We start from the raw sequence: 12,351 nt of genomic DNA on the forward strand, positions 1-12,351 counted from the left end.
CATCGACGTCCTTGCTGCTCAGCAGCTCTGGAACGATTCGGAGCTCCTGGAGCTTCCCGCCCGCACCACGACCGCGACCAGTGCATTCGATTGATTTCCGTTCGACAGTCCAGACCAGAGGAGGTGGAGCTCGGCGTCACACGTCAGTCGATCATCAAGGTGTGGCTGGCGGAGCGGCTGGAGCCGCGGACGTCTGCTTGAGCGCGGAGCGCGGAACGATCAGGAGGCCATCACCTCCACATGGCAGCGCAGTCCAGGTGCCCGGGCAGCACGGCTGTCGCCGGTGAGAAGTGTGGCTCCCAGCTCTTCGGCCAGGGCCACGTAGAGGGCGTCGTAGGCCGTGAGGTTGCTGCGCAGCTCCCAGGCCCGTGGCCAGAGGTGGCGGCTGACATGACGACGCAGGCCAAGCCGTTGGGCCGTGGCCAGGGCCTGCAGCGCGTGCTGCTCAGCAAGCTGATCGGCCAGCACCAGCCGGCGCAGCACCGAGAGCAGCTCGGCATCGATCAGATCAGGCGCCTGGAGGTTGGCCTCGGCCAGCCTGTCCCTGGCTGCGCCTTGGATCAGCAGCGCATCCACCAACACCGAGGCATCCACCACCACCATCAGCGTTCTGCCCGGATCTGCCGCAGTGCCTCCAGGATCCTGCCGTGGTCGATCGGAGCCGATGGCAAGGCATTGAGCAGGTCTGCGTTGTCGGCGCGGCGAGCGGTTTCGCTGAGTTCGCGCAGGGCGAAGGTGCTCAGGGGCAGCCCAGCGCGGTTGGCCAATCTTTCGAGCCGCTCCGCCACGTCATCGGGAACGTGGCGGATGTAGAGGGTGCGCGGCATCTCTGTCAGGCTGCTTGCTCGCTGCTTGCAGCCTAGTGGCTGGTGGCTCGTTCCTTCTGTTCGATCAACGCTTCGGCTCTGTCGCACCAGGCTGCGCGATCCAGGCTGAGATCTTCGGGTTCGTCGTCGTAGCAGTACTGCACAGCGAAGGTGGTGAAGGCACGGGCAGCAGCAGGCGGGAGATGTCGTGGGTAGACGGTGGCGTTCTGTCGAGATGGTGCAGCCAGGCCCACTACCAGAGCATCCGATTGATTTCCGTTCGGCGGTCCAGACCAGAAGAGGTGGAGCTCTATGAACAGTTCTGATTTCGATCAACGTTTCGATGACGGCGAGTCCGTTCTCGAGGCCCTCGACCTCGGCGGTGCCCGTCGCCGTCGGCTGGAACAGAAACGCGTCAATGTCGACATCCCTGTGTGGATGATCGACCAGCTCGATCGCGAAGCCAGCCGCCTCGGCGTCACGCGTCAGTCGATCATCAAGGTTGGCTCGCGGAGCGGCTGGAGCAACGGACGTCTGCTTGAGCGCAGTGCTGTGACTTCTATCCAGAAAGATGAGGCAGCAGAGGGGCTGGAGGCCATGGAGTGATGGTGGCGGCTGCCGGGCGTTTCGGCCAGTTCTGGCCTTGGGTGGCCCGGCCAGGGGGAGCAGTCCCTCATGTTGCGGCTGCCGCCATGAACCGCACCGGCCCCGGATACGCCGCCAACTGGCTGTCGGCCGTGATCAGCAGCAGTCCGTCGACCGTGGCCTGGGCCAGCAGCAACCGGTCGAACGGGTCGCGGTGCAACGGCGGCAGCTGGGCCACCGCCAGGGCATGACGCGCTTCGATGGCCAGCTCCTGCCAGTTCCCCTCCAGCAGGGCCCGGCGCAGCACGGCGGGCTGCACGTTGAAATCAGGCCGCCCCGGGCCCTGCTTGATCACCAGCTCCCACAGGCTCGCCACGCTGAACACCGGCGTGTGGCGCGGATCTTCCAGCATCTCCGCCAGCCCGGGTGGCAGCCGTTGGGGCGACCCCATCGCCCACACCACGAGGTGCGTATCGAGCAGCAGATCCATGGCGCCGATCAGCCGCCTTGCCCAGAGCCCTCGAACAGATCCGCAATCGTGCCGGCCGCCATCCGATCGAAGTCGTCGGGCACCTCGCACTGCCCCTGAAGCAGGCCCAGGCGGCGTCGCTCAGGCTCGGCGTTGCCGGCGTCAGCCAGGGCAGTGACGCGCACCATCGGCCGGCCGGCCTTGCAGATCACGAACCCTTCACCCGCCGCCGCCGCCTCCACAAGGCGGGAGAGGTGGGTCTTGGCTTCGTGCATGTTCACCTGACGCATGGCATCCACCAGCGGATCCACTCCAACCAGCTTAGTCGACCCGCTGCGTCCTGGCGCTCCTCGTAGGTGGGTGGGGGGATGGGAACGGGCCACCATGGGAGAGGTGAATCCCCCGCGCGTCGTGAAGCCGGCTGCCTGGCTGCTCCTTCTGCTCGCCCTGCTGCTGCCCGCCGGCTGCGCGCGGGCCCAGGGGTTCCGGCAGACGGAGCTGGTGCGAGGGCTGGAGCATCCCTGGGGCATGGCCTGGCTGCCGGATGGCAGCCTGCTGATCAGCGAACGGCCGGGCCGGCTGCGCATCGTCCGCAACGGGGTGCTCGATCCCCGGCCGATCCCCGGGGTGCCGGAGGTGCTGGCCGCCGGCCAGGGCGGGCTGCTTGATGTGAGCGTCCATCCGCGCTTCAGCGAGAACCGCTTCGTGTATCTCACCTATGCGGCGGGGTCAGCGGAGGCGAACCACACCCGGCTCGCCCGCGCCCGTTTCGACGGCCGCGTTCTCGGGCCGCTGGAGGTGCTCTTCGCGGTGCCGCAGCTCAAGAGCGGCACGCAGCACTTCGGCTCCCGCATGCTCTGGCTGCCGGATGGCACCCTGCTGCTCGCGATCGGCGACGGCGGCAACCCACCGATCGCGCTCGACGGCGAGCTGATCCGGCTGCAGGCCCAGAAGCGCGGCAGCGCCCTGGGCAAGATCCTGCGCCTCAACGACGACGGGACCGGGGCGGACGTGTGGAGCCTCGGGCACCGCAACATCCAGGGCCTGGCCCTCGATCCGCTCAACGGCAGGGTGTGGGCGAGCGAGCACGGCGCCCGTGGGGGCGACGAGCTCAACCTCATCCAGCCAGGCCTCAACTACGGCTGGCCCCTGGTGACCCACAGCCGCGAGTACACCGGCCCCGCGATCAGCGCCCGCCGCACGGCGCCGGGCCTGGAGGATCCCCGCCGGGTGTGGACCCCGGCGATCGCCCCCTCCGGCCTGGCCGTGGCGAGCGGCCGGCGGGTGCCCGGCTGGCGGGGCCAGCTCTTCGCCGGCGGTCTGGTCTCGGGCGACGTGCGCCGCCTGAGCCTCGATGCGCAGGGCCGCGTGCTGGCGGAGGAGGCGATCACGATCGGCGCCCGGGTGCGCGATGTGCGCGAAGGTCCTGAGGGCTTCCTCTACGTGCTCACCGACGAGGCCCCGGACGGCCGCCTGATTCGCCTGGAACCCGCCGACTCCCACACCGAACCCTCCGGTGCCGGACCCCGCGGCGGATGATCGCTGAGGACACCGTCCGGTGTTTCGCCGCCAGCCGCAGCGCAGCCAGGGCCCCGCCGGCCGGCCGCCTGAGACAATCCACCCTCGCCTGCTTCCGCGGAAACCCATGGCCGTTCTCGGGAGAGAGGCGATCCTGCAGGCGATCGAGCAGGGCGCCATCACGGTCACGCCCTTCGATCCCGAGCGGCTGGGCCCCGCCTCGCTCGACCTCACCCTCGCCCCCACGGTCCGCGTGTTCCGCAAGGTGCACGCCGTGATCGAGGTGCGCGAGCACACCGATTACAGGCAGCTCACCGAGAAGATCGAGGTGCCAAAGGGCCAGCACATCCTGATCATGCCGGGCGAAACGGTGCTCGGCATCACCCAGGAGCGGCTGCGCCTGGGGCCCGGCCTCTGCGGCTGGCTGGAGGGTCGCAGCCGTTTCGCGCGGCTGGGCCTGATGGTGCACATCAGCGCCCCCTTCATGGGGCCGGGCATCGACAGCCAACAGGTGCTGGAGATGAGCAACTTCGGACCCGCCCCCCTGGCCGTGCATCCCGGCACCGCGATCTGCCAGTTCGTGTTCCAGAATCTGCAGGGCAGCGAGTTCTACGCCGGCCGCTTCGCCGGTCAGACGGAAGACTCCTTCTGAGCGCCCCTGCCTTCAAGTATCTCCCTTGGTTGCTCCAGGTCAGCTGAGATCAGAAAATCCCCAGCGTTTTCTTCTTGCAGTAGCCCGCCCCGATGTTCATCCATCCCGAGTCACAGGGCTTTCCGTAAGTGGGCCTCACCTCGTAATAGATGGGTGAATTGCAATGCTGCTTCAGGTCATTCACATAACCAAGCGGACACTGGTCATATCCCGGGAGTTTGGGAATCCGCTTCTGAGCCAGTGCCGGGCCAGGAATCAGCAACGGAAGGGCCAGAAGCCCAGTGGCCAGTCCGAGGGGACGCATCTGCACTGGGGGAACAATCAACTGATCAGACCCTAGGCGTAGGGGGCGGGCAAGTGGCTGCATCGTATGGAGGCTGACGCTGACGAGGCCGAAGCGATCCCGATAGCCTGAAGAAAAGATGTTTTATTCCTTGACGTTGCCTCTGGCATCCACCTCACGGGTCGGCTCCAGGTATCAGCGCTGCAGCACGCTTCACCCATCCGATCCTGCCGGAACGACACCTCAGCCATGAGCCACCACGCCCTGCCGCCGATCGCCGGCTTGGAAGCCGAGATCCTTGCGCTTGTTCAGGATTCCGGCCCGGTCTTCCTGCCACACACCAATCTGAACCTGGAGCAGATCCGCTCAGGCTTTGCCTGCGCGCTGCACATGCACCAGCCCACGATTCCAGCCGGGACGCATGGAGAACTCATCTCCCATCTGCAATACATGCTGGAGCATCCAGGCGAGGGCGACAACCACAACGCCGAACCCTTTGCCCAGTGCTACAAGCGTCTGGCAGAGATCATTCCCCAGTTGATTCAGGAGGGCTGTAATCCCCGGATCATGCTGGATTATTCCGGCAATCTGCTCTGGGGTGTTGAGCAGATGGGCCGCCACGACATTCTTGACGCCCTCAAAAAGCTCGCCTGCGATCCCACCCTTCAACCCCATGTGGAATGGCTCGGCACTTTCTGGGGCCATGCCGTGGCCCCCTCCACGCCCATCCCCGACCTGAAGCTGCAGATCCTGGCCTGGCAGCACCAGTTCTCGGCCCACTTCGGCCGTGAGGCCCTGCAACGGGTGAAGGGATTCTCGCCGCCGGAGATGGCCCTGCCCAACCACCCCGACACGCTCCATGCCTTCGTGAAGGCGCTCAGGGAGTGCGGCTACCGCTGGCTGCTGGTGCAGGAGCACAGCGTTGAAAATCTCGATGGTTCACTTCTGAACCATGCCCAGAACTTCATCCCCAACCAGCTGCTGGCACGCAGCTCCAGCGGGGACATCGCCACCATCACCGCGCTGATCAAAACCCAAGGGTCAGACACCAAGCTGGTGGGCCAGATGCAGCCTTATCACGAAGCCCTGGGGCTCGGCCGGCAAGTGCTTGGTGCCACAACGGTTCCTGCGCTCGTCTCCCAGATAGCCGACGGAGAAAACGGTGGCGTGATGATGAATGAGTTCCCGCCGGCCTTCATCCAGGCCCACCACGCCATCGCCTCCAACGGGAGTGATCCAGCCACAGTGGCGATCAATGGCACCGAATATCTCGAGTTGCTTGAGGCCGCCGGCGTGCCGTCAGCGGATTTCCCGACGATTCAGGCGGTCGGTCAACACAGGCTGTGGCAACGGGTCGGCAGCCCACCCACCCCGGAGGCCACCGAAGCGGCCATCGCCGACCTCCAGGCCAGCGATCCCTCCTTCTCGATGGCCGGCGCCTCCTGGACCAATGACCTCAGCTGGGTGGAGGGCTACGCCAACGTCCTGGAGCCGATGAACGCCCTCAGCGCCCGTTTTCACCAGCTGTTTGACCCCCTGGTGGCCCAGGATCCCGGCGTGACCCGCACGCCGCACTACCAGCAGGCGCTGCTGCACCTGCTGCTGTTGGAAACCAGCTGCTTCCGCTACTGGGGCCAGGGCACCTGGACCGACTACGCCCGCGAGATCCACCGGCGGGGCGAAGCCGCGATCGCCAACCCGTAACCCAGGCCCCATGCCACCACGCCGGACTTTCAGCATCACCACGGGGGGCCAGGGGCTGGTGCTGGCGGTCGCCATGGCGGTAGCCATCCCCGTGGCCGCGGCGGCGCTGGAGCCGGGGGTGCGGCTGGAGCCCTCACCCCCGGTGTTGCGGGTGGGCGTGGTGGATGGTGCGCCGCCCTGCAGCTACCGCGATGCCGGTGACTGGCGCGGCCTGGCCGTCGATCTGTGGGGCCGGATCGCCACCCGCGAGCGGCTCCCGTATGTGGTGTCGGAGTGGCCATCCGTGCAGGCGATGCTGGAGGCCAGCCGCAATGGCGGACTGGATGTGGCGGTGGGCTGCATCAATGTGTCCCCGGACCGCCTGGAGCGTTACCGCTTCAGCCTCCCCTTCCAGGAGGACGGGCTGGCGGTGATGGTGCTGCAGAGCCGCCTCGATCTGGGGCGTTCCTTCCTCTCGGCGCTGCTCACCCCCACGCTGCTACAGCTGCTGGGCGGCTACCTGGCGGCGATCGGGCTGCTGGCCCTGCTCACCTGGCGGGTAGAGCACTACGCCCAGCAGCCCCAGACCCTCAGCCACGGGCGCCTGCGCAGCTTCAGCGCCGTGTTCCAGGTGCTCGCCACCGGGCCCGGCAGCAACGCGCTGGTGGCCACCACCCGCGGCAACGGCATCGTTCTGATGGCCTATCTGGTGAGGATCGTGTCGGCCTCCCTCCTGGTGGGCTACCTCACCGTGAACGTGGCCCGTCAGGTGCAGGGAACGCCCAGCGCCAGGATCCGCTCCGAGGGCGATCTGCGCGGTCTGCGGGTGGCGGTGCGCAGCGGCACCGTCAGCGAGGCCTTGCTGCGGGAGCTCAACGCCCGCAGCAGCGCCCCGAAGGCCACGATCGTGCCCCTGACCAGCATCCGCTCGGGGGTGGATCTGCTGGTCTCCCGTCGCGTTGACGCCGTGCTGGGCGACAACCTGCAGCTTCGTTATCTGCTGATCAACGCGCCGTTGCAGGGCTCCCGGCCCAGCCTGGCCCTGCAGGGGATCCGCCCCGAATCCCAGGCGTTTGCCCTGGCCCCTGGCCTGCCGGCCGCCACCGCCGAGCGGATCGACCGGGCGATCAGCGCCCTCAAGCGCAATGGCGTGGTGACCGCGCTGCGCCAGCAGGCCACGGAGCCTGGCGGCTCCCCCGCCCGCTGAGCGGCTCCGCTGGATGGCAGCATCATGGGCAGCCGCCGACCTTCTCCGGCCCAGTGATGACTGTCTCCCTCGGCGCTCAGGACGATGCGCGCCTCGAGGTCCTGCGCCGGGAGTTCGAGCATGAGGCCAGCTTCAACCTGGTGTTCGTGGTGCTCACGGTGGGGGCCACCCTGATCGCCACCCTGGGCCTGCTGGCCAACAGCGCCGGTGTGGTGATCGGCGCCATGGTGGTCGCCCCCTGGATCCTGCCGCTGCAGGCCATGGCCTTCGAGATCCTGCGCGGCCGACTGAAGATGTTTCTGCGGGCCCTGCGCACCCTGTTGCTGGGCGTGGTGATCTGCGTGCTGCTGGCGATGGGCGTGGGCCATCTGGTGGCCTTCCCCAGCTTCGGCAGCGAGGTGATGAACCGCACCAGCCCCAACCTGCTGGATCTGGGGGTGGCCCTGGTGGCCGGAGCGGTGGCGATGTTCGCCAAGCTCAGGAAGGACGCGATCTCGGCCCTGGCCGGCCTGGCGATCGCCGTGGCCCTGGTGCCGCCGATGTGCGTGGTGGGCATCCTGCTGGCCTCGTCCTACTGGGTCCAGGCCTACGGGGCGCTGCTGCTCTTCACCACCAACCTGCTGGGGATCATGGTGGGCGCGATGGCGGCCCTGGCCACCCTTGAGCGGGTGTATCGGGGCCGCCTGCTCCGCAGCCGCCTCGGTCTCACCAGTGTGGCGCTCACCACCCTGCTGGTGCTCCCCCTCGGCACGAGCTTCTTTCGCATGCTGGAGCGATCCCGGCTGGAAGCGAAGGCTGAGCAGCTGCAGGCCTTGATCGAACAGGAGGTGCGCAGCAGCACCATCACCCTCGGAGGCGATCCCGCCATCGAACTGGTCGGGATCGCCATCGACTGGCGGCAGAACCCGCCTCTGATCCGGGCCCGGGTGCGGGTCACCGATCCCAAGCTGCCGACGCCCAAGCAGGTGGCGGGGGTGCAGGACTTCATCAACAGGAACCAGGCGCCCCTGCGCTTTCGGTTGGTGGTGCAGCGCTCAGCGGTGGACCTGATCGGCCCGGAAACCGCTCCCAATCCGCCTGAGTTGGAGGTGCTGCCTCCACCGGCGCTGCCGCCCTTGCCCGAGGCGGAGCGCCAGGAGGAGTAGGAGCTGGGATCGGCCAGCACCCTGCGGCGCCAGTCTTCTGCCGGAGAGGCTCACGTCAGCGGCGGCACTTCCGGGAAGTGCTCCGCCATGCACGCCTCGCAGACCCCGTGGGAGAACTCCACATTGTCGTGGCTCTTGATGAATGCTTCCACGGTTCCCCAGAAGCCCTCGTCGTTGCGGATGCCCTTGCAGTACGAGCAGATCGGGATCAGCTCCTCCATCACATTGATGCGCTCGAGGGCGCCGGCGAGCTGATCGGACACCCGTTTCAGTTCCATCTGAAGCACCACCTGCCGGGCCAGCGCTTCGAGGGAGCGACGTTGCACGTCGTTGAGGTCACGGGGACGGCGATCGATCACGCAGAGGGTGCCGATCCGGGCGCCTTCCGGTGTCGACAGCGGAACCCCCGTGTAAAACACGATGTGGGGCTCGCTGCAGACCAGGGGATTGTCCCGGAAGCGTTCGTCCTCGCGGGCATCGCGGACCACGAGCGTCTCCTCGCCGAGAATCGCATGGGCGCAGAAGGACACATCCCGGCTCGTTTCCCGCACATCGACGCCCACCCTGGATTTGAACCACTGACGCTCGGCATCCACGAGGCTGATCAGGGCGATCGGCACATCGCAGAGCTGAGAGGCCAGCAAGGTGATGTCGTCGTAAGACTGCTCCGCCTCCGTATCGAGGATGCGGTAGCCCTGCAGCGCCGCCAGGCGGGCCGCTTCGCGGGGGGCCACATTCGGGCGCATGGGAGGCCGACCGGGATGCAGTGAACCATGGGCCTCAAGGGCCCCTTCAGAACGTAGGGACGACCCTCCGGCGCTCTGGCGGGGGTTCACATCTCCTCATGCCCTCCGGTGCCCCGTGTCAGGCGGCGCTTCCGAGGTTGACGAGGAGTTCATCCCTGGCGCTGGGGTTCCCCCCGTGAGGTTCGCGCAGAATCACCCGATGCCACCAGGATGGCCGGCAGGCGCAACGTCACCACTAGCTGCGAGCCGGCTGGAGCGATGCTGGGCATCGTTCACCCCTCTCCATCGATCAGGACCGGGATCAGTGACTGAGGAACGTCGATGGGAAGGTTCCAGAGGCCGTCAGGACGGCGCCACCAGATCTCTTGGGGGGTCGTGGCCGTCATCACCCTGGTCCTGGCCGCCGGGGCGATCGTGATCTTCAACCTGCAGCAGGCCGGCCATCACCCCCTCAAGATCCGCCGGGAACTCCGTAAGTTCTGAGCAGATCCCGGTGATCGCCGCTGCCGTTGGGCCTGCCTCTGATCCGTTCGACGTCACGCTCCCCTACTGACTGCCATGCCGCTTCCGGATGCCTTGCTGGGAGCCGGCGATCCGGACGTGTTCCGCATCGTCGGCTCAGGCGGCCGCTCCTCCGTGCTGCTCACCGCCGATCACGCCGGCCGTGCCATCCCCGGCCGCCTGGCCGGGCTTCAGCTCGGCCCCGGGGTGCTCGACACCCATGTGGCCTGGGATCTGGGGGTGGCAGGGCTGGGCGAGCGCCTGGCGGCCCGGCTGGATGCCTTCCTGATCCTGCACAACTACTCGCGGCTGGTGATCGACGTGAACCGTCCGCCCTGGGCGCCGGACTCGATCGTGAGCCTCAGCGAGCACACGCGGATCCCGGCCAATGACGCGCTCTCCACTGCCGAGCGTGAGCAACGGCGGAGCGCGCTCTTCGATCCCTACCACCACCGCATCGCCGCCGAGCTCGATGGGCGCTCCCGCCGCGGCCAGCCCACTGTGCTGGTGGCTCTGCACAGCTTCACGCCGGTGCATGCCGGCCAGGAGCGTCCCTGGCACGTGGGTGTGCTGCATGGCCGTGACGGGCGCCTGGCCCGGCGGCTGTTGCGGGAGCTCAGGCGTGAACCTGGCCTGCAGGTGGGCGACAACGAGCCCTACGCGGTGAGTGATGCCAGCGACCACACGCTGGTGGTGCACGGCGAGCAGCGGCGGATTCCCCACGTGGAGCTGGAGGTCCGCCAGGACCTGCTCGCCACGGCGGCGGGGCAGCAGGAGTGGGCCGAGCGCCTCGCCGCCGTGCTGGACACCTCCCTGGCGGAGGAATTGCCGCCGCTGCCGGGCGGTCCGTCGTCCCTAGGCTGATGCATGGACTCACAGCACCATCCCGCCCCAAGCCCGTCTGATGCGGTCGAGATCCGTTTGGGCTTCGATCTGGAACTCCGCTGCCCGCAGCCGACGCCGATGATCGTGACCCTCGGCGTGCATGCCAGCCGGGCGGCGGATCTGCTCGAGCCCGACACGCTGCAGACGACCCCCGAGGTGCCGCTGCGCTCCTATGTGGATTCCTTCGGCAACCACTGCCAGCGGCTGCTGGCACCTGCCGGTGTGCTGCGGTTGCAGGCCAGGGGGCTGGTGGCGGACTCGGGCCGGCCCGATCCGGTGCTGCCAGAGCTGCAGCAGCGGCCGGTGGATGAACTGCCGGACGAGGTGCTCCTGTTCCTGCTCAGCAGCCGCTACTGCGAGAGCGATCTGCTCACCGATCTGGCCTGGTCGTTGTTCGAGGAGACTCCCACCGGCTGGGGGCGCGTGCAGGCGATCTGTGATGCCGTGCACCGCCATGTGCGCTTCGACTACAGCCGCACCAGTCCCACCAAATCAGCCCTCACGACCTACCAGACCCAGGAGGGGGTCTGCCGTGACTTCACCCATCTCGCCATCGCCTTCTGCCGCTGCATGAACATCCCGGCCCGCTACTGCACCGGTTACCTGAGCGACATCGGCGTGCCACCGCCCCACTCGGCCATGGACTTCGCGGCCTGGTTCGAGGCCTACCTCGGTGATGGCTGGCACGTGTTCGACCCGCGCAACAACAGCCCGCGAATCGGGCGGATCCTGATCGCCCGCGGTCGGGATGCGGCCGATGTGGCGCTCACCACCAGCTTCGGACCCTCGACACTGGAATCCTTCCAGGTGTGGACCGCCTGACCAGGCAGGCCTGGCCCGTTCTCACATCCCCCAGCGCAGGGCGGCGGTGTGCACCGGGGCGTCCCACAGGGCCAGCAGGTCCGCGTCCGGCAGGCACAGGCTCAGCGAGCAGCCGGCCATCTCCAGCGACGTCACATAGGAGCCGGTGAGGTGGCGCACCACCCGCACGCCAGCCCCATCGAGCACACGGTGAGCGGCCTGCACCATGCCGTAGAGCTCCAGCAGCGGCGTGCCGCCGAAGCCGTTCACCAGGAGCAGCACCTCCGCTCCCCGCGGCAACGCCAGATCGGCCAGCACCGGGCCCAGCAGCAGCTCGGCGATCCCGTCGGCCGGCTGCAGCGCCACCCGCTGCCGGCCCGGTTCTCCATGGATGCCCACGCCCAGCTCCATCTCGTTCTCCCCCAGCACGAAGGTGGGCACCCCGGCCGCCGGCACCGTGCAGGAGCTGAGGGCCACGCCCATCGTGCGGGTGCGGCTGTTCACCCTCTCCCCCAGATCGCGCAGGCTCTCGAGATCGGCGCCGCGCTCCGCGGCCGCGCCCACCATCTTCTCCACGATCAGGGTGCCGGCCACGCCGCGGCGGCCCTGGGTCCAGGTGGAGTCCTCCACCGCCACGTCGTCGTTGGTCAGCACCGTGGCCACCGGACCCTCGAGCATCTCGGCGGCCATCTCGAAATTCATCACGTCACCGGCGTAGTTCTTGACGATGAACAGCACGCCTTTCTCGCTGCCCACCGCCGCTGCCGCTGCCAGCATCTGATCCGGGGTGGGCGAGGTGAACACCTGTCCCGGGCAGGCCGCATCCAGCATCCCCGGCCCCACGAACCCGGTGTGCAGCGGCTCGTGGCCCGATCCGCCGCCGGAGATCAGCGCCACCTTCGCGGGATCGAGCTGTCGCCGCCGCAGGAAGCGGCGGCCTTCCCCCAGCACCAGCAGGTCCCCATGGGCCAGGGCCAGGCCGTCGAGGCCGTCGTGCAGGAATCCCTCCGCGCCGTTGATCAGCTTCTTCATCGCCGAGCCTGTTGGTCACTGTCCTCGTGGTAGCCAGC

15 protein-coding genes are annotated in these 12,351 nt (G+C 68.0%); 8 read left to right on the top strand and 7 right to left on the bottom strand.

Annotated features, from left to right (window positions below):
• Positions 1-219: 219 nt before the first annotated feature.
• Positions 220-603, bottom strand: a complete 384-nt coding sequence (locus WH5701_RS13720; protein ID WP_006173091.1) for a type II toxin-antitoxin system VapC family toxin — start codon at positions 601-603, stop codon at positions 220-222.
• Positions 603-827 carry a hypothetical protein gene (locus WH5701_RS13725; RefSeq protein WP_006173092.1) on the bottom strand — a complete coding sequence of 75 codons (225 nt, stop codon included), beginning with the start codon at positions 825-827 and terminating at the stop codon, positions 603-605. Before WH5701_RS13725 ends, WH5701_RS13720 begins: the two co-directional genes overlap by 1 nt.
• Before the next feature lie 291 nt (positions 828-1,118).
• Between WH5701_RS13725 and brnA the strand changes: the two genes are divergently transcribed.
• Positions 1,119-1,412, top strand: coding sequence for a type II toxin-antitoxin system BrnA family antitoxin (gene brnA, locus WH5701_RS13735; protein WP_006173094.1), 294 nt, complete (start codon positions 1,119-1,121; stop codon positions 1,410-1,412).
• Positions 1,413-1,479: 67 nt separating this feature from the next.
• Here brnA and WH5701_RS13740 read toward each other — a convergent pair whose 3' ends face one another.
• A complete protein-coding gene (locus WH5701_RS13740) occupies positions 1,480-1,881 on the bottom strand; it encodes a type II toxin-antitoxin system VapC family toxin (RefSeq protein ID WP_006173095.1) in 402 nt (133 codons plus the stop codon).
• 8 nt (positions 1,882-1,889) lie between these two features.
• Positions 1,890-2,171: a type II toxin-antitoxin system Phd/YefM family antitoxin gene (locus WH5701_RS13745; protein ID WP_006173096.1), complete on the bottom strand. Its 282-nt coding sequence runs from the start codon at positions 2,169-2,171 to the stop codon at positions 1,890-1,892.
• 73 nt (positions 2,172-2,244) lie between these two features.
• Here WH5701_RS13745 and WH5701_RS13750 point away from each other — a divergent pair, with 73 nt between their 5' ends.
• Together WH5701_RS13750 and dcd are read left to right on the top strand one after the other, a co-directional pair.
• Positions 2,245-3,399 (top strand): PQQ-dependent sugar dehydrogenase, encoded by a 1,155-nt coding sequence (locus WH5701_RS13750; RefSeq protein ID WP_006173097.1) that lies wholly within the window; start codon positions 2,245-2,247, stop codon positions 3,397-3,399.
• 106 nt (positions 3,400-3,505) lie between these two features.
• Positions 3,506-4,030 carry a dCTP deaminase gene (dcd, locus tag WH5701_RS13755; RefSeq protein ID WP_006173098.1) on the top strand — a complete coding sequence of 175 codons (525 nt, stop codon included), beginning with the start codon at positions 3,506-3,508 and terminating at the stop codon, positions 4,028-4,030.
• Between the two features lie 49 nt (positions 4,031-4,079).
• Here dcd and WH5701_RS18100 read toward each other — a convergent pair whose 3' ends face one another.
• Positions 4,080-4,334 carry a hypothetical protein gene (locus WH5701_RS18100; protein ID WP_050751559.1) on the bottom strand — a complete coding sequence of 85 codons (255 nt, stop codon included), beginning with the start codon at positions 4,332-4,334 and terminating at the stop codon, positions 4,080-4,082.
• 228 nt (positions 4,335-4,562) lie between these two features.
• Here WH5701_RS18100 and WH5701_RS13765 point away from each other — a divergent pair, with 228 nt between their 5' ends.
• From WH5701_RS13765 to WH5701_RS13775, 3 genes are read left to right on the top strand one after another with little or no spacing between them, the layout of a single operon-like run.
• The gene (locus tag WH5701_RS13765) at positions 4,563-6,017 is read left to right on the top strand and encodes a hypothetical protein (RefSeq protein ID WP_006173100.1); all 1,455 of its coding nucleotides are present in this window, start codon (positions 4,563-4,565) and stop codon (positions 6,015-6,017) included.
• Between the two features lie 10 nt (positions 6,018-6,027).
• Positions 6,028-7,203 carry an ABC transporter substrate-binding protein gene (locus tag WH5701_RS13770; protein WP_006173101.1) on the top strand — a complete coding sequence of 392 codons (1,176 nt, stop codon included), beginning with the start codon at positions 6,028-6,030 and terminating at the stop codon, positions 7,201-7,203.
• Between the two features lie 56 nt (positions 7,204-7,259).
• Entirely contained in the window at positions 7,260-8,348 is a 1,089-nt protein-coding gene (locus tag WH5701_RS13775; RefSeq protein WP_006173102.1) for a DUF389 domain-containing protein, read from the top strand.
• A gap of 50 nt (positions 8,349-8,398) precedes the next feature.
• Here WH5701_RS13775 and WH5701_RS13780 read toward each other — a convergent pair whose 3' ends face one another.
• Entirely contained in the window at positions 8,399-9,094 is a 696-nt protein-coding gene (locus tag WH5701_RS13780; RefSeq protein ID WP_006173103.1) for a GAF domain-containing protein, read from the bottom strand.
• Between the two features lie 558 nt (positions 9,095-9,652).
• On the opposite strand from WH5701_RS13780, the gene WH5701_RS13785 reads away from it, so the two are divergent.
• Both WH5701_RS13785 and WH5701_RS13790 read left to right on the top strand, forming a co-directional pair.
• Positions 9,653-10,459 (top strand): N-formylglutamate amidohydrolase, encoded by an 807-nt coding sequence (locus WH5701_RS13785; RefSeq protein ID WP_006173105.1) that lies wholly within the window; start codon positions 9,653-9,655, stop codon positions 10,457-10,459.
• A 99-nt stretch (positions 10,460-10,558) separates the two neighbouring features.
• Entirely contained in the window at positions 10,559-11,302 is a 744-nt protein-coding gene (locus tag WH5701_RS13790; RefSeq protein WP_232201925.1) for a transglutaminase family protein, read from the top strand.
• Between the two features lie 21 nt (positions 11,303-11,323).
• Here WH5701_RS13790 and dhaK read toward each other — a convergent pair whose 3' ends face one another.
• Positions 11,324-12,313, bottom strand: coding sequence for a dihydroxyacetone kinase subunit DhaK (dhaK, locus tag WH5701_RS13795; protein ID WP_006173107.1), 990 nt, complete (start codon positions 12,311-12,313; stop codon positions 11,324-11,326).
• Positions 12,314-12,351: the final 38 nt, after the last annotated feature.

The sequence above is a fragment of the Synechococcus sp. WH 5701 genome, from assembly GCF_000153045.1.
Lineage (GTDB): Bacteria > Cyanobacteriota > Cyanobacteriia > PCC-6307 > Cyanobiaceae > Regnicoccus_A > Regnicoccus_A antarcticus.

Bases quoted from the DNA above. Each gene is read 5' to 3' on its own strand.
- WH5701_RS13720 (WP_006173091.1), bottom strand. From the start codon at position 603: ATGGTGGTGGTGGATGCCTCGGTGTTGGTGGATGCGCTGCTGATCCAA.
- WH5701_RS13725 (WP_006173092.1), bottom strand. From the start codon at position 827: ATGCCGCGCACCCTCTACATCCGCCACGTTCCCGATGACGTGGCGGAG.
- brnA (WP_006173094.1), top strand. From the start codon at position 1,119: ATGAACAGTTCTGATTTCGATCAACGTTTCGATGACGGCGAGTCCGTT.
- WH5701_RS13740 (WP_006173095.1), bottom strand. From the start codon at position 1,881: ATGGATCTGCTGCTCGATACGCACCTCGTGGTGTGGGCGATGGGGTCG.
- WH5701_RS13750 (WP_006173097.1), top strand. From the start codon at position 2,245: ATGGGAGAGGTGAATCCCCCGCGCGTCGTGAAGCCGGCTGCCTGGCTG.
- dcd (WP_006173098.1), top strand. From the start codon at position 3,506: ATGGCCGTTCTCGGGAGAGAGGCGATCCTGCAGGCGATCGAGCAGGGC.
- WH5701_RS18100 (WP_050751559.1), bottom strand. From the start codon at position 4,334: ATGCGTCCCCTCGGACTGGCCACTGGGCTTCTGGCCCTTCCGTTGCTG.
- WH5701_RS13765 (WP_006173100.1), top strand. From the start codon at position 4,563: ATGAGCCACCACGCCCTGCCGCCGATCGCCGGCTTGGAAGCCGAGATC.
- WH5701_RS13770 (WP_006173101.1), top strand. From the start codon at position 6,028: ATGCCACCACGCCGGACTTTCAGCATCACCACGGGGGGCCAGGGGCTG.
- WH5701_RS13775 (WP_006173102.1), top strand. From the start codon at position 7,260: ATGACTGTCTCCCTCGGCGCTCAGGACGATGCGCGCCTCGAGGTCCTG.
- WH5701_RS13780 (WP_006173103.1), bottom strand. From the start codon at position 9,094: ATGCGCCCGAATGTGGCCCCCCGCGAAGCGGCCCGCCTGGCGGCGCTG.
- WH5701_RS13785 (WP_006173105.1), top strand. From the start codon at position 9,653: ATGCCGCTTCCGGATGCCTTGCTGGGAGCCGGCGATCCGGACGTGTTC.
- WH5701_RS13790 (WP_232201925.1), top strand. From the start codon at position 10,559: ATGATCGTGACCCTCGGCGTGCATGCCAGCCGGGCGGCGGATCTGCTC.
- dhaK (WP_006173107.1), bottom strand. From the start codon at position 12,313: ATGAAGAAGCTGATCAACGGCGCGGAGGGATTCCTGCACGACGGCCTC.